Origin of the sequence: Spirillospora sp. NPDC127506 (genome assembly GCF_040302145.1) — a bacterium.
Taxonomy (GTDB): Bacteria; Actinomycetota; Actinomycetes; order Streptosporangiales; family Streptosporangiaceae; genus Spirillospora.
In genome coordinates this window covers 195,688-218,948 of the sequence record NZ_JBEORG010000005.1, presented here as the reverse complement: position 1 = coordinate 218,948, position 23,261 = coordinate 195,688, and the positions used below count along the sequence as shown (strand labels likewise).

At 74.5% G+C, this 23,261-nt stretch carries 24 protein-coding genes; 10 read left to right on the top strand and 14 right to left on the bottom strand.

The genetic code is table 11. The annotated features are described in order from the left end of the window. Positions 1-58 precede the first annotated feature (58 nt). The gene (locus ABTW95_RS08255; protein WP_396448667.1) at positions 59-1,609 is read left to right on the top strand and encodes an AMP-binding protein; all 1,551 of its coding nucleotides are present in this window, start codon (positions 59-61) and stop codon (positions 1,607-1,609) included. Between the two features lie 76 nt (positions 1,610-1,685). Then, positions 1,686-2,981 carry a chromosome segregation ATPase gene (locus ABTW95_RS08250; RefSeq protein WP_500225620.1) on the top strand — a complete coding sequence of 432 codons (1,296 nt, stop codon included), beginning with the start codon at positions 1,686-1,688 and terminating at the stop codon, positions 2,979-2,981. Between the two features lie 109 nt (positions 2,982-3,090). Here ABTW95_RS08250 and ABTW95_RS08245 read toward each other — a convergent pair whose 3' ends face one another. From ABTW95_RS08245 to ABTW95_RS08230, 4 genes are read right to left on the bottom strand one after another with little or no spacing between them, the layout of a single operon-like run. Then, complete coding sequence (locus tag ABTW95_RS08245) at positions 3,091-3,777, bottom strand: adenosylcobinamide amidohydrolase (protein ID WP_500225619.1); 687 nt, start codon at positions 3,775-3,777, stop codon at positions 3,091-3,093. Positions 3,778-3,807: 30 nt separating this feature from the next. After that, positions 3,808-4,596, bottom strand: coding sequence for an ABC transporter ATP-binding protein (locus tag ABTW95_RS08240; RefSeq protein WP_396448663.1), 789 nt, complete (start codon positions 4,594-4,596; stop codon positions 3,808-3,810). Beyond that, positions 4,593-5,633: a FecCD family ABC transporter permease gene (locus ABTW95_RS08235; RefSeq protein WP_396448662.1), complete on the bottom strand. Its 1,041-nt coding sequence runs from the start codon at positions 5,631-5,633 to the stop codon at positions 4,593-4,595. The genes ABTW95_RS08240 and ABTW95_RS08235 overlap by 4 nt, the downstream gene beginning before the upstream one ends. Next, on the bottom strand, positions 5,630-6,553 hold the full coding sequence (locus ABTW95_RS08230) for an ABC transporter substrate-binding protein (RefSeq protein ID WP_396448661.1): 924 nt from the start codon (positions 6,551-6,553) through the stop codon (positions 5,630-5,632). The genes ABTW95_RS08235 and ABTW95_RS08230 overlap by 4 nt, the downstream gene beginning before the upstream one ends. A 277-nt stretch (positions 6,554-6,830) precedes the next feature. Here ABTW95_RS08230 and ABTW95_RS08225 point away from each other — a divergent pair, with 277 nt between their 5' ends. Together ABTW95_RS08225 and ABTW95_RS08220 are read left to right on the top strand one after the other, a co-directional pair. Next, positions 6,831-7,460, top strand: coding sequence for a TetR/AcrR family transcriptional regulator (locus ABTW95_RS08225; RefSeq protein ID WP_396448660.1), 630 nt, complete (start codon positions 6,831-6,833; stop codon positions 7,458-7,460). Next, a complete protein-coding gene (locus ABTW95_RS08220) occupies positions 7,460-7,846 on the top strand; it encodes a VOC family protein (RefSeq protein ID WP_396448659.1) in 387 nt (128 codons plus the stop codon). The genes ABTW95_RS08225 and ABTW95_RS08220 overlap by 1 nt, the downstream gene beginning before the upstream one ends. On the opposite strand, the gene ABTW95_RS08215 is transcribed toward ABTW95_RS08220, so the two are convergent. From ABTW95_RS08215 to ABTW95_RS08205, 3 genes are all read right to left on the bottom strand, one after another. Next, entirely contained in the window at positions 7,824-8,735 is a 912-nt protein-coding gene (locus ABTW95_RS08215; RefSeq protein WP_500225616.1) for an LLM class F420-dependent oxidoreductase, read from the bottom strand. The genes ABTW95_RS08220 and ABTW95_RS08215 overlap by 23 nt on opposite strands. Positions 8,736-8,808: 73 nt before the next feature. Further along, entirely contained in the window at positions 8,809-9,450 is a 642-nt protein-coding gene (locus tag ABTW95_RS08210; protein WP_500225615.1) for a hypothetical protein, read from the bottom strand. 54 nt (positions 9,451-9,504) lie between these two features. Next, positions 9,505-9,795: a hypothetical protein gene (locus tag ABTW95_RS08205; RefSeq protein WP_396448656.1), complete on the bottom strand. Its 291-nt coding sequence runs from the start codon at positions 9,793-9,795 to the stop codon at positions 9,505-9,507. A gap of 105 nt (positions 9,796-9,900) precedes the next feature. On the opposite strand from ABTW95_RS08205, the gene ABTW95_RS08200 reads away from it, so the two are divergent. Continuing rightward, positions 9,901-10,656 carry an alpha/beta hydrolase gene (locus ABTW95_RS08200; RefSeq protein ID WP_396448654.1) on the top strand — a complete coding sequence of 252 codons (756 nt, stop codon included), beginning with the start codon at positions 9,901-9,903 and terminating at the stop codon, positions 10,654-10,656. Positions 10,657-10,724: 68 nt separating this feature from the next. Continuing rightward, positions 10,725-11,624 carry a type IV toxin-antitoxin system AbiEi family antitoxin gene (locus tag ABTW95_RS08195; protein ID WP_396454394.1) on the top strand — a complete coding sequence of 300 codons (900 nt, stop codon included), beginning with the start codon at positions 10,725-10,727 and terminating at the stop codon, positions 11,622-11,624. A 21-nt stretch (positions 11,625-11,645) separates the two neighbouring features. Here the strand turns inward: ABTW95_RS08195 and ABTW95_RS08190 are convergent, their stop codons facing one another. After that, on the bottom strand, positions 11,646-12,029 hold the full coding sequence (locus tag ABTW95_RS08190) for an MmcQ/YjbR family DNA-binding protein (protein WP_396448652.1): 384 nt from the start codon (positions 12,027-12,029) through the stop codon (positions 11,646-11,648). Between the two features lie 266 nt (positions 12,030-12,295). Continuing rightward, complete coding sequence (locus ABTW95_RS08185; RefSeq protein WP_396448651.1) at positions 12,296-13,813, bottom strand: carboxylesterase/lipase family protein; 1,518 nt, start codon at positions 13,811-13,813, stop codon at positions 12,296-12,298. 448 nt (positions 13,814-14,261) lie between these two features. Here ABTW95_RS08185 and ABTW95_RS08180 point away from each other — a divergent pair, with 448 nt between their 5' ends. Next, entirely contained in the window at positions 14,262-15,218 is a 957-nt protein-coding gene (locus ABTW95_RS08180; RefSeq protein WP_500225612.1) for a PDR/VanB family oxidoreductase, read from the top strand. A gap of 17 nt (positions 15,219-15,235) precedes the next feature. On the opposite strand, the gene ABTW95_RS08175 is transcribed toward ABTW95_RS08180, so the two are convergent. Further along, complete coding sequence (locus ABTW95_RS08175) at positions 15,236-16,186, bottom strand: alpha/beta hydrolase (protein WP_396448649.1); 951 nt, start codon at positions 16,184-16,186, stop codon at positions 15,236-15,238. 123 nt (positions 16,187-16,309) lie between these two features. Here ABTW95_RS08175 and ABTW95_RS08170 point away from each other — a divergent pair, with 123 nt between their 5' ends. Together ABTW95_RS08170 and ABTW95_RS08165 are read left to right on the top strand one after the other, a co-directional pair. Further along, the gene (locus ABTW95_RS08170) at positions 16,310-17,359 is read left to right on the top strand and encodes a helix-turn-helix domain-containing protein (protein ID WP_396454393.1); all 1,050 of its coding nucleotides are present in this window, start codon (positions 16,310-16,312) and stop codon (positions 17,357-17,359) included. Between the two features lie 101 nt (positions 17,360-17,460). Beyond that, on the top strand, positions 17,461-18,075 hold the full coding sequence (locus tag ABTW95_RS08165) for an HU family DNA-binding protein (RefSeq protein ID WP_500225609.1): 615 nt from the start codon (positions 17,461-17,463) through the stop codon (positions 18,073-18,075). 21 nt (positions 18,076-18,096) lie between these two features. Here the strand turns inward: ABTW95_RS08165 and ABTW95_RS08160 are convergent, their stop codons facing one another. From ABTW95_RS08160 to ABTW95_RS08150, 3 genes are all read right to left on the bottom strand, one after another. Continuing rightward, positions 18,097-19,329, bottom strand: a complete 1,233-nt coding sequence (locus ABTW95_RS08160) for an acetyl-CoA hydrolase/transferase family protein (RefSeq protein ID WP_500225607.1) — start codon at positions 19,327-19,329, stop codon at positions 18,097-18,099. Continuing rightward, on the bottom strand, positions 19,329-19,940 hold the full coding sequence (locus tag ABTW95_RS08155; protein ID WP_396448645.1) for a CBS domain-containing protein: 612 nt from the start codon (positions 19,938-19,940) through the stop codon (positions 19,329-19,331). Before ABTW95_RS08155 ends, ABTW95_RS08160 begins: the two co-directional genes overlap by 1 nt. A gap of 148 nt (positions 19,941-20,088) precedes the next feature. After that, positions 20,089-21,483, bottom strand: a complete 1,395-nt coding sequence (locus ABTW95_RS08150; RefSeq protein WP_396448644.1) for a GntP family permease — start codon at positions 21,481-21,483, stop codon at positions 20,089-20,091. Positions 21,484-21,619: 136 nt separating this feature from the next. On the opposite strand from ABTW95_RS08150, the gene ABTW95_RS08145 reads away from it, so the two are divergent. Next, the gene (locus ABTW95_RS08145) at positions 21,620-22,402 is read left to right on the top strand and encodes a FadR/GntR family transcriptional regulator (RefSeq protein WP_396448643.1); all 783 of its coding nucleotides are present in this window, start codon (positions 21,620-21,622) and stop codon (positions 22,400-22,402) included. Here ABTW95_RS08145 and ABTW95_RS08140 read toward each other — a convergent pair. Beyond that, positions 22,399-23,250: a DUF72 domain-containing protein gene (locus ABTW95_RS08140; RefSeq protein WP_396448642.1), complete on the bottom strand. Its 852-nt coding sequence runs from the start codon at positions 23,248-23,250 to the stop codon at positions 22,399-22,401. The genes ABTW95_RS08145 and ABTW95_RS08140 overlap by 4 nt on opposite strands. Positions 23,251-23,261 lie beyond the last annotated feature (11 nt).

The following is a 23,261-nucleotide window of genomic DNA, read 5'->3' as shown; positions in this document are numbered from 1 at the left end:
TGGGTCAGATGGATCCGGGGGTCCCCCGGCCGCCAGTCCCGGACAGAGGAGATGCCGTATGGGTGTCGAAGGTGTCGGCTTCTACGAGATCGCACGGAACGACCCGGACCGCCCCGCCGTCCTCGCCCCCGGCGGACCGGTGACGTACGGCGGGCTGCACGCCGAGGTGAACCGCCTCTCCCGCGCGCTCGGCGACATCGGCCTCGGCCCCGGCGACGTGCTGGCGACCGTCCTCGGTAACCGCCGCGAGTTCCTCACCGTGATGCTGGCCGCGATGCAGTCGGGGCTCTACCTCGTGCCGGTGAGCCGCCACCTGACCGAGCCCGAGATCGGCTACATCCTCGCCGACTCCGGCGCCAGGGCCGTCGTCACCGAGAGCGAGTTCGCCGGCGCGGTCTCCGGCGCCGCCGACGAGGCGGGCGTGCCGGCCGAGGGGCGGGTGAGCGCCGACGAGGCGGAGGGGTACCGCCCGCTCGCCGGGCTGTGCGCGTCCGGGAGCGCCGACCCGCCCGCCAAGCGGCAGATGGGCTCGGTCATGCTCTACACCTCCGGGACCACGGGACGGCCCAAGGGCGTCCGGCGCCCGCTCATGGACATCCCGCCCGAGATGCTGTTCGAGGTCATGCGGCAGACGCTGATGAAGAACCTCAGCCTCGAACCCGGCGACGACGAGGTCCATCTCGTCGTCGGGCCGCTGTACCACTCGGCGCCGTGCGTCCATGCGCTGATGGCGCTCAGCCTCGGCCACGCCGTGGTGATCTCCGCCCACTTCGGACCCGAGCGGACCCTGGAGCTGATCCAGCGGCACCGCGTCACCAACTCGCTGATGGTGCCGACCATGTTCCACCGCATGCTCGGGCTGCCGGACGAGGTCAAGGCGAAGTACGACGTGTCGTCGCTGCGGCAGGTGTTCCACACGGCCGCGCCCATCCCGGTGGAGACCAAGCAGCGGATGATGGACTGGTGGGGTCCCGTCCTCTACGAGTACTACGGCTCCACCGAGAGCGGCCCCGTCGTGGTCGCCGGCCCGCACGAGTGGCTCGCCCGCCCCGGCACGGTCGGCCGCGCCGTCGAGGGCGTCCAGATCAAGATCCTCGACCCGGACGGCGCCGAGCTGCCGCCGGGGGAGACCGGCCTGATCTACGCGAGCGGGCAGCCGGGGTTCGAGTACCACGACGACCCGGAGAAGACCGCCGCCGCGATGCGCGGCGACTTCTACACCCCCGGCGACCTCGGCCGCCTCGACGAGGACGGCTGGCTCTACATGAGCGACCGGCGCACCGACCTCATCATCTCCGGCGGCGTCAACATCTACCCCGCCGAGATCGAGTCCGTGCTGCTGCAGCATCCGGCGGTGGGCGACGCCGTGGTGATCGGCGTCCCGGACGATGACTGGGGGCAGAGCGTCGTCGCGCTGATCGAGCCGGCCGAGGGCGCCGAGGCCGGCGGCGAGCTGGCCGCCGAGCTGCTCGCGTTCTGCGAGCCGCGGCTGGCGAAGCTGAAGCACCCCCGGCGGCTGGAGTTCCGCGCGTCGCTGCCGCGCACCCCGTCCGGCAAGCTCAGCCGCCGCCGCGTGCGGGAGGACTACCTGGGCGAACGGCGGGACTGACCGCTCCGCGGGCGCCGGCCGAAACTCGTCGCGGGAATCGTCGAACGCCTCGTGCGGCCGATGCGTACAACGGCACATGAAGGACCAGAAGGTCGCCCCGCTCGACGACGTCGCCCCGACCCCCGCCGCCACGACGAAGACCGACCTTCCCGTCATCACCGACCCGGCCGCCTACGCCGAGGAGGAGGCCGCGTCCGGCGGCGGGGCCGCGGAGCCCGGCGATCCGGGCGGGTCCGCCGATGACGACCGCGCCGGGATCGCACGCCTCGGTGACCCGGTCGCGGTCTGGCCGTGCGCCGGCTGCGGACGGCCCGTGCCGCAGCCGGTGCGCGGCGCCCGCACCGTCCGCTACTGCCAGGACCGCGACGGCGCGTGCGAGCGGGCCGCGCTGGAGGCGCGCGAACGCGGGCTGGAGTCCCCCGGGCTCACCGGGCAGGTCGCCTGGGCGTGGGAGATGGTCGACCGGCTGGAGGGCGTCGCCGACCGGCTCGCCGGCTCGCTGATGTCGGAGCTCAGCGTCGCCGGCGTCGAGCGGCGGGTCGCCGACGCCCGCGCCGAGGCCGCCGGGCAGATCGCGATCGCGCAGCGCGAGCGGGACGCCTCCCAGCGGCAGGCCGAGCGGGCGTGGCGGGAGACCGCCACCGCCCGCGCCCGCGCGGAGGCCGCCGAGCAGGAGGCCGCGTCCGCCCGCGCCTCGGTGGAGCGGCTCACGGCCGAGCGGGACGCCGCGCGGCAGGAGGCGGCGGAGGCCAGGGACGAGGTGGAGGCGGCGAAGGCGGCCCGGCTCGCCGCCGAGCGGGAGCGCGACCGCGTCGCGTCCCGGGAGGGGGAGCTGCTCGCCTCGCTGGAGAGCGCCCGGTCCGAGCTCGTCTCCCTGCACGGGCGGGTCTCGGAGGCCGAGACGCTGGTCGAGGGCCAGCGCGTCGAGGCCGCCGCGGCCAAGCGCACCGCCGACGACCTGCGCTCCGCCGTCCGCGAGGCCGAGACGAAGCGCGGGCAGGCCGTCGCCGACCGCGACCAGATCCAGGCGCGGGCCCGCGAGCTGGAGCAGCACAACTGGCAGCTGTCCCGCACGGCCGAGGAGCTGCGCGCGGCGGTGCAGGCGCTCACCGCCGAACGCGACGCCGCCCGCGCCGAGGCCGACCGGGCGCGCCGCCGCGTCGACGCGCTCACCGCGCTGGCCGACCGGCACGACACCGGGCCGCGCCCGGTGGTCGACCGGGAGCCGCCCACGGGGCTGCACTCGCTGCCCCCCGTGAACGGGACGCGGGGCGGTTCGCTGCTGGACGGCGGCGACCCGCTGGCCACCGGGCCCCTGAACCGCAACGGGAGCGTCAACCGCAACGGACATCGCCTTCCCCACGCCGGCTGACGGTCACGCCGGCGGAGCGACGGACAGGTAGGAGGTGAGGCCCAACCCCCACACTGCACTGGCCCTGAACCGGCCGCCGTACCGCACCGGGGTGGTACGGCGGCCGGTGCTAGTCGCGGGCCTCCAGGTACTCGGCGTAGTCGAGGGCTCCCGCGCGGACGGCCGCGTGGACGGCGCGGGCGATGCGCGCGCCCCAGGCGGAGCGGGGACCCGCGAAGATCTCCGGCTCCCCTTCGGCGGCGGCCGCCACGCAGACCGCGTCGGACGCGGTGCCGGTGCACGGGAAGCCGGCCTCCAGGAGCGCCTGGGTCTTGGCCTCCGTCGCGGTGACGACCGCGTTCACCAGTGCCGCGTCGCTCAGCGGGACGGGCACGGCGACCACGATGTTGACGGTGCCGGGCGCCCAGGCGAGGCGGGGGTCCCCGTCCAGCGGCGCCAGCTCCGGGTCGGGGGTTCCGGCGGGGGAGGCCGCCCAGGTCGGGACCCGCAGCCCGACCGTCGCCGACGCGCGCACGCCCTCGTCGTCCCGCCGCACGGTGCGGGCGACGGACGCGGCCGTGAGCATCCCGACGCCGGGGCCGTCCAGCCCGTAGGACGCGGCCAGCTCGGCCAGGTGGGCGACCGGGTCGGTGCGCGAGTAGGCGCCCGCGACCTGCGCGTTCAGCACCCAGCGGAGCGGGCCGATCCCGCCGCCCAGCAGCGCCGACGAGATCGCCCGGTGCCCGCCGCCGGCCCGCCACACCGTCGCGGCGAGGCGCTTCCCGTCCTCCTCGCGCCACATCGTCTCTAGGTCCACCGGGTCTCCAGGTTCACGGGGTCTCCAGGTTCACGGGTGCTCCATGTTCACGGGCCGCTCCAGGGACAGGATCGGGCGGCCGTCCGGGCCCTCGGCGACGTGGACGCGCGCGTCGAAGTGCCTCTCGACGACGGCCCGGGTGAGGACCTTCCCGGGCGGGCCGGCCGCGGCGACCCGCCCGCCGGAGAGGAGGACGAGGGCGTCGGCGTACTGGCCGGCGAGGGTCAGGTCGTGGATGGTGGTGACCACCGTCAGCTCGTCGGACAGCCGAAGCCGGTCGATCAGCTCCATCACCTGCTGCTGGTGGCCTATGTCGAGGGCGGTGGTCGGCTCGTCCAGCAGCAGCACCGACGTCTGCTGCGCGAGGGCGCGCGCCAGCACCACCCGCTGCCGCTCGCCGCCGGAGAGGTGGCCCAGGGGCCGGGCGGCGAACGCGGTGAGGGCGAGGCGGTCCAGGACCTCCGCGGCGATGGCCCGGTCGCGGGCGCTCTCCCGGCCGAGATGCGGGATGTAGGGGGAACGTCCGAGAAGGGTGTAGTCGAACACGGTCATGCCCGCGGGCAGGTTCGGGCTCTGCGCGGCGTAGGCGACGATCCGGGCGCGCTGCCGCGGCTTGAGCCGCTGGAGGTCGGCGCCCGCCACGCTGATCCCGCCGTGCGACGCCACCAGGCCGAGGATCGCGCGGAGCAGCGTCGACTTCCCGGCGCCGTTCGGCCCGATGACCGCCGTCCACGACCCGGCCGGGACCTCCAGCGACACGCCGTTCAGGACCCGGCGGCCGCCGAGCGACACGTCCAGGTCCCGCACCTTGACGGTCACGTCTCCACCTGCCGGCGGGACGCGCGGAGCACCGCCACGAAGAACGGGCCGCCGACGAACGCGGTCACGACGCCGAGCGGCAGCTCGCCCGGGCTGATCACCGTCCGCGCCGCCAGGTCCACCACCTCCAGGAACGCCGCCCCGCCGAGCAGCGACAGCGGCAGCACCACCCGGTAGGAACCGCCCGCCAGCCGCCGCACGATGTGCGGCACGACGATGCCGACGAACCCGATCAGGCCGCTCACCGCGACCGCCGACGCCGTCGCCAGCGACGCCGCGACGAGCACGGTCAGCCGCACCCGCGCGGCGGACAGCCCGAGGCTCGCCGCCTCCTCGTCCCCGACGCTCAGCACGTCCAGGAGGCGGCCGTGCGCCAGCAGGACGACGGTCGAGACGAGCGCGTACGGGGCCACCAGCGACAGCTGGCGCCAGTCCGCCGTCCCGACCCCGCCGAGGATCCAGGAGAAGATCCGCTGGAGCTCCTCGGCGTTCATCTGCTGGAGGAACGTCTGCACCGCCGCCAGGAACGACGACACCGCGACGCCGGCCAGCACCAGCGTCGCCGCCCCGTCGCCGCCCGCCGTCCGGCCCAGCAGGTAGGCGAGCGCGACGCCGCAGATCGCGCCGGCGAACGCGGCGAGCGGCACCCCGTAGCCGGGGTCGCCCGGCACCAGGGCGATCACCAGCGTCGCCCCGACCCCGGCCCCCGCCGCCGCGCCCAGCAGGTACGGGTCGGCGAGCGGGTTGCGGAACACGCCCTGGTAGCCGGCGCCGGCCATGGCGAGCATCCCGCCGACCAGCGCCGCCATCAGGGCGCGCGGCACCCGCAGCTCGAACAGCACGCTCTCGTCGATCGGCCCGAACCCGGGGTCGGCGTGCACGAGCGGGAGCTTGTCGGCGAGCGCCTTCAGGACCCCGCCGACCGGCAGCCCCGCGGCTCCCACCAGCACCCCCGCCAGCAGCGCCGCGGCGAGGAGCGCGACCGCCGCCGCCAGCGGCAGCGGCCGCAGCCTCGCGTGGGAGCGGTCCGCCGTCACTGCACCTTCTGGACGGCGTCGCCGATCGCCTTGACCAGCTCGGGCAGGCGGGGCCCCCAGCGGGAGGCGATGTCGTCGTCGAGCTCGACCACGTTGCCGTCCTTCACCGCGCCGAGGCCGGACCAGCCCGGGCGCTTCGCCAGGGTCGCTGCGTTCTGCCCGCAGCACTTGGTGTCGGCGAGGAAGATGAGGTCGGGGTCCTGCTTGAGCAGGTACTCGCGTGACAGCTGCGGGTAGCCGCCGGACGCCTTGTCGGCCTTGTCGGCGACGTTCCGCAGCCCGAACAGCCCGTACACCTGGCCCAGGAACGTCTTCGACGTCACCGAGTGCAGCTGGCCGTCGAGCTCGTGGTAGTACGTCAGGCCCTTGGCCTTCGCGGACGCGGCGACCGTCTGCCGGATCCGCGCCCTCATGTCGTCGGCGAGCTTCTTCGCCTCATCGGCGTGGCCGGTGGCCCGGCCGATGTCGTCGATCTCGTCGTAGACGTCGTCCAGCTTCGTCGCGGCGGGCTCCAGCAGGACGGGGACCTTCACCTTCTCCAGGGCCTTGACGACGCCGTTGAGGTCGTCGGACACCACGACGAGGTCGGGCTTGTAGGCGATGATGGCCTCGGCGTTCGGCTTGAAGCCGGACAGCTTGCTGCGCGGCGCGTTCGCGGGGTAGTTCGAGTAGTCGCTGACCGCCACCACCTGCGGGCCGGCGCCGACGGCGAACAGCGTCTCGGTGTGGGTGGGGGAGAGCGAGACGATGCGCTTCGGCTTGGCGGGGATGGTCACCGCGCCGTTGGCGGCCTGGACGGTGACGCCCTGCGCGCCGCCGTCGCCGCCCGCGGCGCCGCCGTCGCCGCCACCGCCGCATGCGGCGGTGACCAGGGCGACGCCGATCGCCATCGCCGCGCCGAAAGTACGTACGGGTCTCATAGGAGCCTCCAGGCTGGAGGGAAGCCGCGGCCCGCTCATGACGGATCGCCCTTCCACGAGGTCGATGAACGTCGGCGCGCGCAGGAGGCGACCTGGCTCGGCCACTTCGAGAGGGGCACCACAGTTGCGGGACAGCGCCGGGATCTCACCGGACTTCGCTCCTGGGCGCGCAGCACCGCAACGCTATCAGGCAGGAAATCCCTGTCTGTCCGGGTCTCCGGAGTGAGTGCTCACTCCACCATTGACGGAGTGAGCACTCACTCCGTATGGTGGCGGCATGGAGAACGCGAGCCGGCGCCGGGCGCCGGGCATGAGCCCGCGGCAGCGCCGGGAGATGATCGTGCGGACCGCGCTGCCGCTGGTCGCCGAGCACGGCACGGCCGTGACCACCGGGCAGATCGCCCGGGCCGCGGGCATCGGCGAGGCGACGATCTTCCGCGTCTTCGCCGACAAGGACGAGCTGCTGGACGCCTGCGTCGCCGAGGCGCTGCGCCCCGACCACGTCCTGGCGGAGATCGAGGAGATCCCGCTCGACCAGCCGCTGCCCGCCCGGCTCGCCGAGGCGAGCGCCGCGATCGAGGCCTACCTCGTCCGCATGGGCATGGTCATCGGCGCCCTGCACGCCACCGGCCGCGGCCTGCGGGGGAGCGGCGACCCCCGCGGCGGGGAGGACGGCGCCCAGCCCGGCCGCGAGGCCGCCATGAACCGGACCCGGGACGCCATCGCGGAGCTCTTCGAGCCGGAGCGCGACCGGCTCCGCCTGTCCGCCGAGCAGACCGCGAGCCTGTTCATGGGGCTGGCGTTCACCCGCGCCCGCCCGCCCGCCGGGCCCGCTCCGTCGGGCCCGTCCGTGGAGGAGTGCCTGGACGTGTTCCTGCACGGCGCGCTCAGGGAGGAGACCGCCTGATGGCCATCAGCCTGAGCCACATGATCGTGACGGCCGCCGACAACGACGAGGCCGCCCGCTTCTTCGCCGGCGTCATGGGCCTGCGGTACACGGGGGTGCACCCGCACGCGCGGCACTTCGTGCCGATCCGCGTGAACGAGCGCCTCACCCTCGACTACCTGACGGTCGCGCACCCGCAGGGCCACCACCTGGCCTTCGACGTGGACGGCGGCACGTTCGACGCGGTCGTCGACCGCCTCGACGCGCGCGAGATCCCCTACGGCGACGAACCCGCGCACGCCGACAACGGGCGCGTCGACGAGGCCCACCCGCTCGGCGGGCGCGGCCTGTACTTCTCCGACTCCAGCGGCAACCTCTACGAGCTCATCGCGCCGCCGCGGACCTGAGGAACCGCCGGGTGCGCTCGCGGTCGCCGCCCGGCATGAAGCCGGCGGCGACGAAGTCGGTGACGCCCGCCTCGGCCAGCTCCTCCAGCCTGGCCGCGACCGCGTCCTCGTCGCCGACGACGGCGAGGTCGGCGGGGCCGTCCACGCCCTCCCGGTCCATCATCGCGCGGTACGACGGCAGGTGCCCGTACATCTCGAACGTCTTGGCGGCCTGCTCCCGCGCGCGCTCGGGGTCGCTCGTGACGCAGGTGGGCAGGGCGCACACGATCCGCGGCTCCGCGCGTCCGGCCGCCTCGGCCGCCGCCCTGATGGTGGGCGCGATGTGCTCGCGGACGGTCACGGGGCCGGTCATCCAGAGCACCGTCCCGTCGGCCCTCTCCCCCGCCAGCTTGAGCATCTTCGGGCCGAGCGCGGCCAGCAGCACCGGCACACGCCCCTCGTTGGGGACGCTCAACCCGATGCTGCCCTGCAGCGTCTCGCCCTTGAAGGACGCGTTCTCCCCGCTGAGCAGGGGGAGGAGCACCGACAGGTACTCGTCCATGTGCCGGAGGGGCCGGCCGTAGTCGTACCCGTACATGTCCTCGATGACGATCTTGTGCGACAGCCCGATGCCGAGCGTCAGCCGTCCCTCCAGGGCCAGCGCCGCCGTCCGCGCCTGCTGCGCCATGACGGCCGGGTGGCGCGGATACGTCGGCACGACCGCGGTGCCCAGCTCGATGCCCGGGACCCCGCGTCCGGCCACGGCGAGCGCGGTGAGCGCGTCCACCCCGAAGATCTGCGAGATCCAGGCCGACGAGAACCCGTCGTCGGCGGCGCGCCGCACATCGTCCGCCAGCTTGTCCAGCGCGTCCGCCCCGCCCCGTTCGTTCAGCAGAACACCAACCCGCACAACGACCTCCCTGGAACCGTGTAAACCGATCTTTACACAGGCGCCGTGCGATGCCGGTGCGGGGACACGGGGATCAGCGCGGACCGCGCGGCCGGTCGCGGGCGGCCCGGTCGCGGGCCTCCATGAAGAAGTCGAACAGCGCCGTCGCGCCGGGCAGCAGGCGCAGCGGCCGCGTCGCGCCGAAGGAGGCGTTCCAGAACGCCCCCTGGCGCGGTTCCCACGGACCGGCGTAGGCGTACGGCTCGTCCAGGTGGGAGTCGCCGGGGGACACGCCGTAGTTGACCTCGTCCAGGCTGATGCCGAGGTCGAAGTGCTCCGGCCAGAGCACGGGCGTGACGTCCGGAGCGAACCGGGACAGGGCCTCCTGCCCGCGGGCGAACGCCTCGTGGACGCGGTGCGCGGCCTCCGCGCCGACGCCGAGGGTCTCGTCGGGGCCGACTCCGCTGCCGTCCTTGTAGAGGTCCTGGGCGGCCCCCGCCTCGGTGTCCGCCGCCGTCGCCAGCTCCCGGCAGGTCGCGCCGTCCAGCGGGATCCCGCGGTCGCCGCACACGAGCTCCGTCCCGGTCACGCGCAGGTCGGGATCCCGGACGGTGCCGAAGCCGCCGGGGACCACCCGCAGCCGGATCGTCCCGCTGTGCCGGTACTGCGGCCCGGCGAGCACCAGCTCCGCCACCCCGTGCAGCGATCGGCGGGCGGTTCGCAGGTCGGCCGTCATGTCTCCATCCTCCGTCGGGTGCGCTGCTCCTCCGGCAGAGCACGGCGCGGGCGCTCAGGAGCGGCCGGGGCCGCTCCCGGGCGCGTACTGCCGGGCCAGCTCCCGGTCGTTCGCCGCCCACCTGCGGTGCCGGGCGGCCGACTGCAGGTGGAGCTCGGCCTCCTCGGGATGGGCGGCGGCCATCCCCTCCAGCAGCGCCGCGGCCCGCTCGTGGGCGCGCGCCGAGGACACCATCGCCCGGCAGGCGTAGTCGTCGGCCTCACGCCGGCCCGCCGCGCCGCTCTCCGGGCCGTCCGCGCGGCTCGCGCGCGCCGTCACCCCGACCGGGCGGTCTTCGCTGTCCATAGCCGCCAGCCTGACGCCCGAGCCCGCCGATCAACCAGCCCTCCAGACACGTTCCCCTACCTACCCAGCTACCCGTTCGTTCAGCCCGCACCGGCATGACCGATCATGGAGACCGTGACGACTCCGGAACCGCTGACCCTCTACACCGCCGACGGGGTGCGCATCGACGCGGGTCACCTGCGGGGCGACGGCGGCGTGTGCTTCATACTCGCGCACGGGTTCACCTGCTCGTGGCGGCAGCCCGCCCTCCGCCGGATCGCCGGCGCCCTCAACGCGCACGGGGGCGTCGTCGCCCTCGACTTCCGCGGCCACGGACGGTCGGGCGGGCACACCACGGTCGGCGACAGGGAGGTCCTCGACCTCGGCGCGGCCGCGGACGCGGCCCGCCGCAGAGGGTACGAGCACGTCGTCGTCGCCGGGTTCTCGATGGGCGGCGCCGTCGCCGTCCGGTACGCGGCCCTGCACGGCGGGGCCGACGCGGTGGTGTCGGTGAGCGCGCCCGCCCGCTGGTACTACCGCGGCACGAAACCGATGCGGCGCGCCCACTGGGCGGTGGAACGCCGCCTCGGCCGGCTGGCGGTGCGCCTCGCCCGCGGTACCCGCGTCGCCCCGAAGGGCTGGGATCCGGTGCCCGAGGCGCCCCATGAGGTCGCCGGACGCATAGCCCCGGCGCCGCTCCTGGTCGTCCACGGCGACGCGGACGCGTTCTTCCCCCTCGAACACGCGCACCAGCTGTACGAGGCGGCGTCCGACCCGAAGGAACTGTGGATCGAGCCGGCATTCGGGCACGCCGAGGTGGCGGCCACGCCCGCCCTGATCGAACGCATCGCGAAATGGGGGACCGGCGCCGTCTCACGCTGACCTTCCGGGGTTATCCACATTCCCGGAGCCGCCGCCGCGGGGCTCGCCGGCGCGGGCACCATCGCCGCATGACCGGTTTCACCCTCACCTGGAGACGCACCGCCGGCGACTCGGTCGTGCCGGTCGGCCCGGGCGTCTGCTTCGTCCCGGCCAAGGGCGCGTCCCTCACCGCGCGGGCCGCCGCCCTCAGCGGTCTCCTCCCGCGGGAAGCCGTCGTGGGCCGCCGTACGGCCGCCTGGATATGGGGCCTGGACGTCCTGCCCCCGGGAGTGGACGAGGCCGGCTGGGACGTCGAACTCATCACTCCCAGAACGTCCGGCTCCGAACCGGTCACCGCCGACACCGTGGAGCTTCCGGCCGGCCACGTCATGGAGGAGGCCGATGTCCGCCTCACGTCCCCGGCCCGCACCGCGCTCGACTGCGCTCGATGGCTTCCCCGTCTCGCGGCGGTCGCCGCGCTCGACCAGTTCCTCCGGCAGGGCGTCGCCACCGGCGAACTCACCGCGATGGCCCGTGCGCTGGCGGGCTACCGCGGAAACAAACGCCTCCGCGAGATCATCCGCCTCGCCGATCGCGGCGCGGCCTCTCCCGGTGAGACGTGGGTTCGCGTCGCCCTCGCGGACACCGGCTTCCCTCGTCCGCACACCCAGGTTCCGGTGAGAGGTGCGCACGGCCGGCGGCTCTACATCGACCTCGGCTACCCGGACTTTCGCGTCGGCCTCGAATACGACGGGGAACGGCACCACACCGGGGCCCGCGCCCGTGGCCACGACACGGCCCGCCGCCGGTGGCTCGCCAAGGAGATGCGCTGGGAGGTCATCCCGGTCACCAAGGACTTCCTCGCCTACCCGGCCCCCTACCTGGAGGCCCTCCTGACCGCCCTGCTGCACCGGGGCTGGAACCCCGACAGCGCCACCGTGGACAGGATCGCCACCCGCCTGAGGAACCTGAACCGCCGACCCCGCTGACGCCGGCCGGCACAGGACTGCTCAGTCGCGGTCGAGGAGGTCGACCAGGCGCTTCGGGGCGACGAGGCGGTAGCTGTCCTCGATGAGTTCGGCCATCTCGTCCCAGTCGTGGTCGACGTCGAGGCGGGCGCCGACCCAGCCCTTGGCGCCCACGTACTTGGGGACGAAGAAGCGCTCGGGGCTCTCCGCCACGAGGGCCTCCTGCACACCGGGGCCGGCCTTGAACGTCATGTAGAGGCCGTCCTCGCTGGTCATCACGAACAGCTTGTCGCGGACCCGGAAGGAGGGCGCCGTGTGCCCGCCGAACGGCTTCTCCGTCGCCTCCGGCAGTGCAAGGCAGGTCTTCCTGATCAGCATCAGGGCGTCGACGTCGCTCACCGGGCGCTCCCCTCCGTTCGCGGGCATGCCCGCAATCGTAGACACAGGGTGTGACACATCCCGGCGCGCCGGCGGCCGGACCGCGCCGGCTCGGTGAGCGTCGCGCGGAGGTTCTGAGGCGAAGGTTCTAAGGGAGGGATGGACGCGGCCTCGGGAAGCGTCAGGCCGCGGCCATCCCGTGCGGTCGGCGGTACGGGCAACCGCCCCCGCTGGTCGTGGGAGCCCGGCGGGCGTCATGGCGCGCGGTTCGGGTGGGGCCGTTTCGCCCCGCCGGCCGGGGTGAAGGAGCGTGTTCACGGACGGAAGACATGCGGTGCCGGGGCGGGTGGAGGGGCGGTTTCGGCGAGCAGGGGGAGCGGGGCGAAGGTGTGGGACGACCAAAGGGCTCGGGAGGTTTCGTTCGGGTACCGGGTGACGGCGGGGGTCGTGTCCAGCACGTGGGTAAGGCGCTGGGTCGTGTCGAAGGCGGGCCAGCCCGGGGATCCGGTCTTGGCGAAGGCCGTCCATGCGGTGCGGATCTTCGTCGAGAGGGCCGCGGCCCCTTCGGTGTCGGTGATCAAGAGGTCGGCCATGCCGCCGCTGAGGTTGCCCCAGACGAGCGGGACGTCCAGTGCGTGGCAGGCGCCGAGGGGACCGCCGCGCCACGCGAGTTCGTACAGGTGGACGCGCCCGCCCGCGGCGGCCTGCGCCTCGGCGAGGTGCACGGTCGGCATGCGGAACAGCCAGTCGGAGTGGACGAGTTCGTACAGGGTCTCCGGCGGGACGCCCGGGAACGCGTCGGGGTAGCCCTCCGGGTCCGGGGCGAAGGTGCGCAGAGCGGTCGATGCCTGGTCGCCGGTGACGCGGCCGAGGAGGCCCTGCATCGCGACGAACAGCCGGTACTCGTCGCGGTTGTGGCCGGTGACCAGGGGGACGTCGCGGGCCGCTCCGGCCCTGAGCGCCTCCCACGGGGTCTGCGGCAGCACCTCGCCGTCCACGACCGGCGCGAAGGGCGTCGGCGTGTGGGAGACCGGGCCCCACCGCGGATGGTTCCGCATGGCGGCGGTCACCGTGTCGACGGCGCGCATCACGCGGGCGGGAGTGAGCGCGGCCAGGTCCTCGCGGACCGGGCGGGCGCCGGCCTCGGCGGCGATCGCGGCGCCGATGTCGCCGGCGAGCGGCGGGGAGAAGAAGACCCCGGGGACGCTCTGCGCGATCGCCCGGCGGAACAGGCCCCTGGCGCGCGGCATCGCGAGGAGCGCGGCGATCGAGCCCGCGCCCGCGGACTCGCCGAAGACGGTGACCTCGCCCGGGTCGCCGCCGAACGCCGCGATGTTCTCCTGCACCCACGCGAGGGCCGCGACCTGGTCGAGGAGGCCGCGGTTGGCGGGCGCGCCCGCGATCTGCCCGAAGCCCTCCATGGCCACGCGGTAGTTGAAGGTCACGACGACGACGCCGTCCCGGGCCGGCGCCGTGCCGTCGTAGTCCGGGTCGGACGAGTGCCCGATGAGGTAGGCGCCGCCGTAGATCCACACCATGACCGGCAGGCCCGCGCCGCCCGGGTCGGGCGTCCAGACGTTGCAGGTCAGCCAGTCGTCGCCGGTCGTCTCCGGGACGTCCGGAGCGAGCGCCGCCGACTGCGGCGGCGCGGGCCCGAACTCGGTGGCCGGGCGCGTGCCGTCCCAGGGCTCGGGCGGCAGGGGCGCGGCGAAGCGGAGCTCGCCGACCGGCGGCCGGGCGAACGGGATGCCCCGGAAGACGGCGATCCCGTCCTTCCGGAGGCCGCGCACTCTCCCCGACGCGGTGATGGCTTCGGCATCGTCCGTGGTCATCGGTCACCTGTCCTTGCCGCCTGTCTCGGCGCGGTGGCGGATCCTGCGGTCCTGTGCGTGCGGAGGTCGGGATCGTGCTGGATGGGGTCAGGGGGCCTTGCTGCGGCCGGTCCCGGCGGCCGGTCCCGGCGGCCGGTCCGACGGGACGCCGCGGAAGGCGGCGGCCTCAATCGTTCCGGATCACTGTGCCGCGGGGGAGGGGATTGGTCCTGTGAGTCGTCGAGAATTGAGCGGCTCTTGTGATCCTTGCCGGTGGACGCGGTCCAGGAGGCGGGTTCTTCCGCTTGGCGGAAGCCCTACTGGTGACCGCTGCCGCGGGCGGCGAAGGTCGGGAGGACGGACGGACCGGCCGTCGCGGCGCGGCAGGCGCCCGGCGAGCGGCCGAGGACGGCCCGCGGGCGCGGTGGAGGGACGTCGCGGGCGGCCGAGCTGGGAGGTGGAGTCGCGGGTGTCGCCTGATCGAGTGTCGCCTGGTGGGGACGCGGAGACCGAGGTCGTCGTCGACGGCAGGGCGGTGCTCGCCGACGGTGTCGTCGGGTTGACGCTGCGGGCGGCCGGCGGGGGCGATCTGCCGGGCTGGCGGCCCGGGGCGCACATCGACGTGCTGCTCGGGGAGGGGCTCGTCCGGCAGTACTCGCTGTGCGGCGACCCGGACGATTCGCGGACGTGGCGGATCGCCGTCCTGAAGGAGGGGCCGGGGTCCACGGTCGTGCACGAGCGCGTCCGGCCGGGGGACCGGCTGACGGTGCGGGGCCCGCGGAACAACTTCGCGCTGGAGGACGCCCCCCGCTACGTGTTCCTCGCCGGCGGCATCGGCATCACCCCGATCCTGCCGATGGTCGCCGCGGCCGAGGCGGCGGGCGCCGACTGGCGGCTGCACTACGGCGGGCGGCGCCGCGCCGCCATGGCGTTCGCGGACGAGCTGTCGCGGTACGGCGAGCGGGTGGAGCTGCGTCCGCAGGACGAGTTCGGCCTGCTCGACCTCGACGGCATCCTGTCCGGCACCGAGCCGGACGCGCTGGTGTACTGCTGCGGCCCGGAGCCGATGCTCGCGGCCGCCGAGGAGCGGTGCGCCGCGCTGGCGCCGGGGGCGCTGCGCACCGAGCGGTTCTCCCCGAAACCGGTCACGGGGCCGGACGAGGCGTTCGAGGTCGAGCTGGCGCTCAGCGGCCGCACCCTGCGGGTCGAACCCGGATGCTCGATCCTGGAGACCGTGGAGAAGGCGGGCGTCAGCGTCCTGTCGTCCTGCCGCGAGGGCACGTGCGGGACGTGCGAGACCGGGGTTCTGGAGGGCGAGCCCGACCATCGCGATTCCGTGCTGACGGAGGCGGAGCGCGCGGACGGCGGCTTCATGATGATCTGCGTGTCGCGCGCCCGCGGGCCCCGCCTCGTCCTGGAGCTCTGAGGTTCCCGCGCGGGCCGCTAGCCGGCGGGGTGGAGGGCGCGGCGGAGGGCGTCGGCGCGGTCGGCGTTCATGCGCTTCGCCACGGCCGCGCCGCGCACGATGGTGGAGCCGTGGAAGGTGCCCGGATAGTGGTGCATCTCGGTCGGGACGCCCGCCTGGATCAGCCGCCGCCCGTAGTCCAGGCCCTCGTCGCGCAGCGGGTCGAACTCGCAGGTGGTGATGTAGGCGGGCGGGAGCCCGGACAGGTCCTCCGCGCGGGCCGGCGCCGCGTACGGGGAGACGCCGGCGGTGCCGCGGACGCCCTCGCCGAGGTAGTAGTCCCAGCTCAGCTCGGCGTTGGGCCGGTGCCAGATGGGCGTGTCGGTGTAGGCGCGCATGGACGGGGTGTCGAGCCGGTCGTCCAGTTCGGGGATGCCGAGGAACTGGAAGCACAGGGCCGGGCCGCCGCGGTCGCGGGCGAGCAGCGCGACCGCGGCGGACAGGCCCCCGCCGGCGCTCTCGCCGCCGACCGCGAGCCGGCCCGGGTCGATGCCGAGGTCGCCCGCGTGGGAGGCGGTCCAGCTCAGCGCGGCGTAGCAGTCTTCGAGGCCGGCGGGGAAGGGGTGCTCGGGGGCGAGCCGGTACTCGACCGACACGACCGCGGCGCCGGCCTCGGCCGCGATGGCGGTCGCGTCGTCGTGGTAGAGGTCGACGCTGCCGAGGACGAACCCGCCGCCGTGGATGTAGACGAGGCCGGGCAGGACGCCGGCGCGGCCCGCCGGCCGGTAGATCCGGACGGGGACGTCCGGCGCGTCCCGCGGGCCCGGCACGGCGAGGTCGCGGGTCTCGACCGGGACGGGCGGCTCGTACGCCGGCTCCTCCCAGAACTGGTCCCCTTCCTCCCGGCGCGCCTTCTGGATGTCGGCGATCGAGAGGTGCGGGATCATCGAGATCCACGGGACGAGTTCCGGGTCGTAGGCGTAGGTCACCAGGGCTCCTTTCGTGCGGCCGGCGACACCAGTGTCGGGCCTGCGGTCCGTCCTGCCCACCCGCCGTCCGCCGGGCAGAACGGCCCGCGGGCCGCCGATCGTCGGGTGCCGTACGCTGCCCCCATGAAGGGCCTGCTCCTGCGGCTGTCGGCGCTGGACGCCGACGCGGAGAACGCCGTCCGGGTGATCGGCTTCTTCGACGCGCTGATCGCGGCGAAGGCGAGCCCGCGGACCCTCGTGCGGGAGACCGCCCGCCTCGCCGGATGCCCGGCCGGCCTCGCCGACACCGCCCTGGGCCTCGCCCTCCACGAGCCTCCCGGCGCCGACCCGTTCTCCGGCGGCCTGGTCCGGGAGTTCTCGGAGACGGGGCGGGTGTGGCTGGGGAGGGACGAGCCCCTTCCGCTCGACGAGATCGTGCTGGAGCGGTTCGCGATCGCCGCCGGCCTGCTGCTGGAGGCGGTGCCGCCGCCGGGGGACGGCGGGCTCGTCGAGCTGGTCCTCTCGGAGGACGCCGGGGAGCTCGAACGGTCGCGGGCGCTTCGCCTGCTGCGCGTCGGACCGGACGACCGGGTGCACGTCCTCGCCGTCGAAGGCGACCTCGCCGTTGCAGGCGACCTTGCGGTTAAAGGCGACAAGGCCGCGGACGCCTTTCCGGGTGCGCACGCGGTGTCGCTCGGACGCGTCCGCGCCGTCCTCACGAAGGGCCTGCCGGACCGGTTCCCGCCCGGTCTCCGGGTGGGAGTCGGCAGCGGGGTGCCCGCGATCGAGGCGCCCGCGTCCTGGCGGCAGGCCCGCACCGCCCTGCGCTTCACCGGGCTCGGCGCGGACGTCGTCCGCCACGACGGGCTCGGGGCGCTCGCGGTCATCGCCGCGCGGATGCGGGCCGAGGACATCGCCGGCGTCGCCGACGTGGCCGCGCTCGACCGGCTCGCCGCCGAGCCGAACGGGGCCGGGACGCTCGCCGTCCTGGCCGCGTTCTGCGCCGCCGGGTCCGCCCGCGGGGCCGCCGCGCGGGTGCACCGGCACCACAGCACGATCGCCGCGCGGCTCGCGCACGCCGAGTCGAAGCTCGGGTTCTCGCTCGCCGACCCCGGCGGGCGGCGGCGGCTCGACCTGGCCATCCTGCTGCGGCACCTGCGCGACCGCCCGGACGCGCCGGCCGGTCCCGGCTGAAGCGGCAAGGACACGCTGGCCGGGACGCCGATTGCCGGGTCCCGGCCGCCCCGCCGCATTACGCTGAGCGCCACAGATCGCCACAGTGGAGGGCATGGCGCATGAACCGGAGTGAACTGGTCAGGATCGTGGCGGAGCGTGCGGGAAGCGACGAGTCCGTCGCGCGCCGGCATGTGGACGCCGTGTTCGACACGGTGATGGAGCGGGTGTCCGCCGGGGAGCGCGTCACCGTCACCGGGTTCGGGACGTTCGACAGCCTGGCCCGCCCGGCCCGCAGCGCCCGCAACCCGCGCACCGGCCTGCCGGTCGAGGTGCCCGCCGGGCAGGTGCCGCGGTTCCGGTCCGGGCAGACGTTCCGCAACCGCGTCGCCGGGAGCGCGCCCGCCGCCTCCGCCGCGGCGGTCGAGGCGGCCGGTGAGCCGGCGCCGGAGGCGGTGGTGGCGGCCCCGGTCGAGGCGCCGGCGCCGAAGAAGACCGGCAAGAAGGACGGCAAGAAGGCCGGGAAGAACGCCGGGGGGAAGAAGGGGTCCGGCCGGAAGGCGTCCGGCCAGAAGGCGTCCGACAGGGACGCGGCGGCCGTCCCGGCTGCGAAGGCCGCGAAGAACGGCAAGAAGGACGCCGGGAAGAACGGCAAGGCCGGCAAGGACGCGAAGGGCCCGAAGAACGGGAAGAAGAAGGCGGGGAAGGCGAAGGCGCGGGCCAAGGCCGCCGGGTAGGCCGGCGCCGGCGCGGCGCCGTCAGCGCAGCGGGAAGCCCAGCTCGCGCCCCTGCTCGCGCAGCTCGTCGCGGGCCGACGGGTGCGCCACCAGGTCCACGATCTGCTGGGCCTGCGACACCGAGTCGCGGCCCCAGATGGCGGCGGTGCCCTGCTCGCTGACGATGAAGCTGTGCTGGAACGAGGTGACCGGCCCGGACAGCCGCGGGATGACCGTGGACACGTCCGCCTTCGGATGCCACGACGGCAGCGCGATGACCGCCCGGCCGCCGGGGGAGTGCAGCGCGCCCACCACGAAGTCGGTCTGCCCGCCGAACCCCGAGTAGATCACCCCGCGCACCCGGCTGGCGTTGGCCTGCGCGTACAGGTCGACCTGCAGCGCGGAGTTCACCGACACGAGCCGGGGCCGCCGCGCGATCAGGCTCGGGTCGTTGGTCTTCTCGGTGCGCAGCATCCGGACGCGCTCGTTGCAGTCCGCCCAGTCGTAGAGCTCCTCGCCGCCGAACGCGAACGAGGCGGTGATCGGCGTGTCGGGATCGAGCGCCCCCGCCTTCTCCAGCGCGAGCACCCCGTCGCTGAACATCTCCGACCAGATGCCGAGGCCGCGGCGGTCGAGCAGCGAGGCGAGCACCGCGTCCGGGACGGCGCCGATGCCGAGCTGCAGCGTCCCCCGCTCGGGGACGAGCCCCGCCACCCTGGCCCCGATCTCGCGGGCGACGTCTCCGGGCGGACGCGGCACGGGGCTCGCGAGCGGCTCGTCCGACTCGATCGCGTAGTCGATCTCGTCCACCGCCATCACGGCGTCCCCGAAGGTGTACGGCATCCGCGGGTTGAGCTGGGCGATCACCAGCCCGCCGCGGGCGCGCACCGCCTCGACGGCCGCGGGCAGGATGTTGACCTCGATGCCGAGCGACACCGTCCCGTTGCGCGGCGTGGACGTCTGGAGGACGACGACGTCGGGCGGCAGCGACTCCTTCAGCAGGTTCGGGACGAGCGACAGCCGCGACGGGAAGTACCGCAGGTTCGGCAGGCCGCGCATGCCCGCCCCGACGAACGGCGTCTCCAGCTCGACGCCGTCGCGGTCCGGGATCCCGTCCTGCGCGTTCAGCATGAACAGCCGGTACTCGGGGGCCGCCCCGTCCAGGACGGCGAGGGCGCGGCGGGGGGTGGCGAAGTTGCCGCCGGCGACGACCCGCGGCCGCCCCGGCAGGCCCGCGAGGATGCTGGCGAGGTGCGATTCGGAGATGACGCGCATCAGTCCCGCCCTCCGGCTTCCCGGATGGAGACCCGGGTGACGCCGGGCACGGTGCGGGCGAGGATGTCGGCGATCCGCCGGGCCGGCTCGTCCGCGCCGCCGCGCAGCTCGACGGCGCCGTCGCGCACCGACACCTCCCAGCGCCGCCCGTCCGGCGCGTACTCCTCGATCGCGGCGAGCACGTCGTCGTGGATGCGGGCGTCGCTCCGGGCGAGGATCGCGATGAGGTCGCGGCGGCTGACGATGCCGACGATGTCGTCGCCGTCCAGCACGGGGACGCTCTTGATCCGGGTCCGCATCATCGTGTCGGCGAGGGTCGCCGCGTCGGTGTTGGGCCGCGCGGTCTCCACGTCGCGGGTCATGACCTCCTCGACCAGGCGCGGTGCGGGGCTCGCCGTCGTCGCGACCGGCCGGGCGAAGGCCCGCGGGTCCCGCTCGAACACGCCGCGCAGGAGGTCCATCTCGCTGACGATTCCGGCGAGCCGGCCCGCGTCGTCCACGACCGGCAGCGCGGTGATCTCGTGCTCGTGCAGGACGCGGATCGCCTGGCGGACCGTGGCCGTCCGCGGGATCGTGACGACGGGCGAGGTCATCGCCTCCCGGACCAGCATGGCCTGTCTCCTTCCGGCGGAGGACGCCGTTGACCTACCCGTGCGGGCCTTCCCGACCCCTGCCCCTCCATGATCGCCCAGCGGACGGCGGAGGCCCAGGGCCGAACGTCCCGGCCCCGGGCCCCTCCGCGGTGCCGCGGTCCGCCGGCTAGACGACGAGGTTCAGCAGCAGGACGAAGACCAGGCCGCACACGGAGATGACGGTCTCCATCAGGGACCACGTCTTCACGGTCTGCCCGACGCCGAGGCCGAAGTACTCCTTCACCAGCCAGAAGCCCGCGTCGTTGACGTGCGAGAAGAACAGCGACCCGGCGCCGATCGCCAGCACGAGCAGCGAGGTCTCGCCGGTGTCGAGCGCGCCGGTGAGCGGGGCGAGGATGCCGGCGGCGGTGACGGTGGCGACGGTCGCCGAGCCGGTGGCCAGCCGGATCAGGACGGCGACCAGCCAGGCGAGGAACAGCACCGAGAACCCGCTGTCCTTGACCCAGTCGGCGACCATCTCGCCGATCCCGGTCGCGATCAGCGTCTGCTTGAAGCCGCCGCCGGCCGCCACGATCAGCAGGATCCCGGCGATGGGCGGCAGCGACTCGGCCAGCGTGGCGGAGACCGACCGCCGGTTCATGCCCGCGCCGAGGCCGAGCGTGAACATCCCGACGACCACGGCGATGAGCAGCGCGATCAGCGGGGTGCCGAGGTTGTCGAGGACCGTGCGGACGCCGCCGCCCTCGTCCAGCGCGATGTCGGCGATGGCCTTGCCCAGCATCAGCACCACGGGCAGGAGGACGGTGGCGAGGGTGACCGGGAAGGACGGGCGGCGCCGCGGGCTCCCGTCCTCCGCGGGCTTCCCGTCCTCCTCCTCGGAGTCGTCGAGGTAGAGGCGGGGCGGCATGACGTCCACCCACCGGGCCGCGTAGCGGGCGAACACCGGACCGGACAGCGCGACCGTCGGGATCGCGACCAGCACGCCGAAGCCGAGCGTGAGACCGAGGTCGGCCTTGAGCGCGTCGATGGCGACGAGCGGCCCCGGGTGCGGCGGGACGAGCCCGTGCATGGCCGACAGCCCGGCCAGCGCCGGGATGCCGACCGCGATGAGCGACAGGCCCGAGCGGCGCGCCACCAGGAAGATGACCGGCATCAGCAGGACGAGCCCGATCTCGAAGAACATCGGCAGCCCGATCAGCGCGCCGACGAGGGCCATCGCCCACGGGAGGAACGCGCGCCGGGAGCGCCCGACGATGGTGTCGACGATCTGGTCGGCGCCGCCGGAGTCGGCCAGCAGCTTGCCGAACATGGCGCCGAGCGCGATGAGCGCGCCGACGCCGGCCGCGGTGTCGCCGAAGCCCTTGCCGAACGCGTCGACGGTGTCGGACATGGGCAGCCCGGCGATGGCGCCGACCAGCAGCGCGCCGAGCGTGAGGCTCAGGAAGGGGTGGACCTTGAAGTAGGTGATGAGTACGACGATCAGCGCGATTCCGGCGAGCGCCGCCGGCACGAGCCGCCCGCTCGAGGCCGCCGGCGCCGCTGCCAGCAGGATCGGGTGCATGCGTCATCCTCCGGGAGCGTGGCGAAGATGATGGACTGCCCGAGTGTGACCGTAATGACATGCTCATTACAAGAGATAGAGCTGAAAAATCAGATCTTTATGCAGGAGTCACCAGGCTTCGTGTGATGATTGGGTCATGGTGGACAACGCGCAGACGGGGCTGCACGGCAGCGTCCTCGACCGGCTCGGCACGATGATCACGTCCGGTGCGCTGGGCGCCGGCGAGGTGCTGCGGATCGAGCAGCTGGAGGCCCGGTTCGGGGTCTCCCGGTCGGTGGTCCGGGAGGCGATCCGCGTCCTGGAGTCGATGGGCATGGTGACCAGCCGCCGCCGCGTCGGCATCACGGTCGCCGAGCGGGCGCGGTGGAACCTGTTCGACCCGCAGATCATCGGCTGGCGGCTGGACGGCCCCGGCCGCGACGAGCAGCTGCGCTCGCTCGGCGAGCTGCGCCGCGGGCTGGAGCCGGTCGCCGCCGCGCTCGCCGCCCGCCGCGCCACGCCCGCGCAGTGCGGCACGCTGACCGGCGCCGTCATGGACATGGCCGTCCACGGCCGGTCCGGGGACCTGGAGGCGTACCTCGTCGCCGACATCCGGTTCCACCGGACGCTGCTGGAGGCGTCCGGCAACGAGATGATGGCCGCGCTCAGCGGCGTGGTCGCCGCCGTCCTCGCCGGCCGCACCCACCACCACCTGATGCCCGCGCATCCCGAGCCGGTCGCCATCCGCTGGCACATGGAGGTGGCGCAGGCCGTCCAGTCGGGGGACGCGGACGCCGCCGAGCGCGCCATGCGCGACATCGTCGACGAGGCCACCCGGGCGATGCTGGGCGCCGGCGACGAGACCAAGAACGACGAGCCCCGGAACGACGAGCCCCGGAACGACGAGACCCGGAGCCGGGCCCCCGGAGCCGGGACCTAGAACAGGGTGGGCGGTTCGGCCGGCACCGGCTCCGGCAGCGGCTCGACCTCCGGCGCCAGCGCCCGCACCTCGCCGTGGAAGCGGCGCGCGAGCGCGAGCGCGTCGGCGTTGTCCGGCGTGTGGACGAACACGGTGGGGGAGCGCCCCTCGCGCACCCACTCCGCGGCCTTCTCCACCCAGAACCGCCAGCCCTCGGCGGTGCGCTCGGCGTCGTCCCGCCCGAGGTAGCGGACGATGGGACGGTCGGTGAGCGCCGCCGACCGGCGCGGCACGCGCGGCTTCTTCGTCCACGCGTCCCGTTCGGCGTCGCTGGTCGGCGGGCTCCGGAAGAACGCCGTGGTGTCGAACGGGACCCACTCGGCCCCGGTCCGGCCGAGCACCCGCTCCAGGTCGCGGGCGCACCGCGCGTCCTCGAAGAACGCCCGGTGCCGCACCTCGACGGCATACCGGTGCGCCGCGGGCAGCCCGCGCAGGAACCCGGCGAGCGTCCCGAGGTCGCCGGGGCCGAACGAGCCGGGCAGCTGCACCCAGAGCGCGTGCGCCCGCGACTCCAGCGGCTCCACCGCCCACAGGAACGACCGGAGGTCGGCCTCGAACCCCGCGAGCCGCCGCTCATGCGTGATCGTCTTCGGCAGCTTCACGACGAACCGGAAGTCCGGCGCGGTCTGCTCCGCCCACGACTCCACCGCGCTCCGCGCCGGCGTCGCGTAGAAGGTCGTGTTGCCCTCCACCGCGTCGCACCAGCTCGCGTAGGCGCGCAACCGCTCGCCGGGGGGCAGCGACGGCGGCAGGAACCGCCCCTGCCACCGTGCGTGCGCCCACATCGCGCACCCCACATGAACCCGCATGGCGTCCGACG

Excerpts from the sequence above, each read along its gene's own strand:
- ABTW95_RS08255 (WP_396448667.1), top strand. The coding sequence starts at position 59 with ATGGGTGTCGAAGGTGTCGGCTTCTACGAGATCGCACGGAACGACCCG.
- ABTW95_RS08250 (WP_500225620.1), top strand. The coding sequence starts at position 1,686 with ATGAAGGACCAGAAGGTCGCCCCGCTCGACGACGTCGCCCCGACCCCC.
- ABTW95_RS08230 (WP_396448661.1), bottom strand. The coding sequence starts at position 6,553 with ATGAGACCCGTACGTACTTTCGGCGCGGCGATGGCGATCGGCGTCGCC.
- ABTW95_RS08225 (WP_396448660.1), top strand. The coding sequence starts at position 6,831 with ATGGAGAACGCGAGCCGGCGCCGGGCGCCGGGCATGAGCCCGCGGCAG.
- ABTW95_RS08220 (WP_396448659.1), top strand. The coding sequence starts at position 7,460 with ATGGCCATCAGCCTGAGCCACATGATCGTGACGGCCGCCGACAACGAC.
- ABTW95_RS08210 (WP_500225615.1), bottom strand. The coding sequence starts at position 9,450 with ATGACGGCCGACCTGCGAACCGCCCGCCGATCGCTGCACGGGGTGGCG.
- ABTW95_RS08205 (WP_396448656.1), bottom strand. The coding sequence starts at position 9,795 with ATGGACAGCGAAGACCGCCCGGTCGGGGTGACGGCGCGCGCGAGCCGC.
- ABTW95_RS08200 (WP_396448654.1), top strand. The coding sequence starts at position 9,901 with ATGGAGACCGTGACGACTCCGGAACCGCTGACCCTCTACACCGCCGAC.
- ABTW95_RS08195 (WP_396454394.1), top strand. The coding sequence starts at position 10,725 with ATGACCGGTTTCACCCTCACCTGGAGACGCACCGCCGGCGACTCGGTC.
- ABTW95_RS08190 (WP_396448652.1), bottom strand. The coding sequence starts at position 12,029 with ATGCCCGCGAACGGAGGGGAGCGCCCGGTGAGCGACGTCGACGCCCTG.
- ABTW95_RS08185 (WP_396448651.1), bottom strand. The coding sequence starts at position 13,813 with ATGACCACGGACGATGCCGAAGCCATCACCGCGTCGGGGAGAGTGCGC.
- ABTW95_RS08170 (WP_396454393.1), top strand. The coding sequence starts at position 16,310 with ATGAAGGGCCTGCTCCTGCGGCTGTCGGCGCTGGACGCCGACGCGGAG.
- ABTW95_RS08165 (WP_500225609.1), top strand. The coding sequence starts at position 17,461 with ATGAACCGGAGTGAACTGGTCAGGATCGTGGCGGAGCGTGCGGGAAGC.
- ABTW95_RS08160 (WP_500225607.1), bottom strand. The coding sequence starts at position 19,329 with ATGCGCGTCATCTCCGAATCGCACCTCGCCAGCATCCTCGCGGGCCTG.
- ABTW95_RS08155 (WP_396448645.1), bottom strand. The coding sequence starts at position 19,940 with ATGCTGGTCCGGGAGGCGATGACCTCGCCCGTCGTCACGATCCCGCGG.
- ABTW95_RS08150 (WP_396448644.1), bottom strand. The coding sequence starts at position 21,483 with ATGCACCCGATCCTGCTGGCAGCGGCGCCGGCGGCCTCGAGCGGGCGG.
- ABTW95_RS08145 (WP_396448643.1), top strand. The coding sequence starts at position 21,620 with ATGGTGGACAACGCGCAGACGGGGCTGCACGGCAGCGTCCTCGACCGG.
- ABTW95_RS08140 (WP_396448642.1), bottom strand. The coding sequence starts at position 23,250 with ATGCGGGTTCATGTGGGGTGCGCGATGTGGGCGCACGCACGGTGGCAG.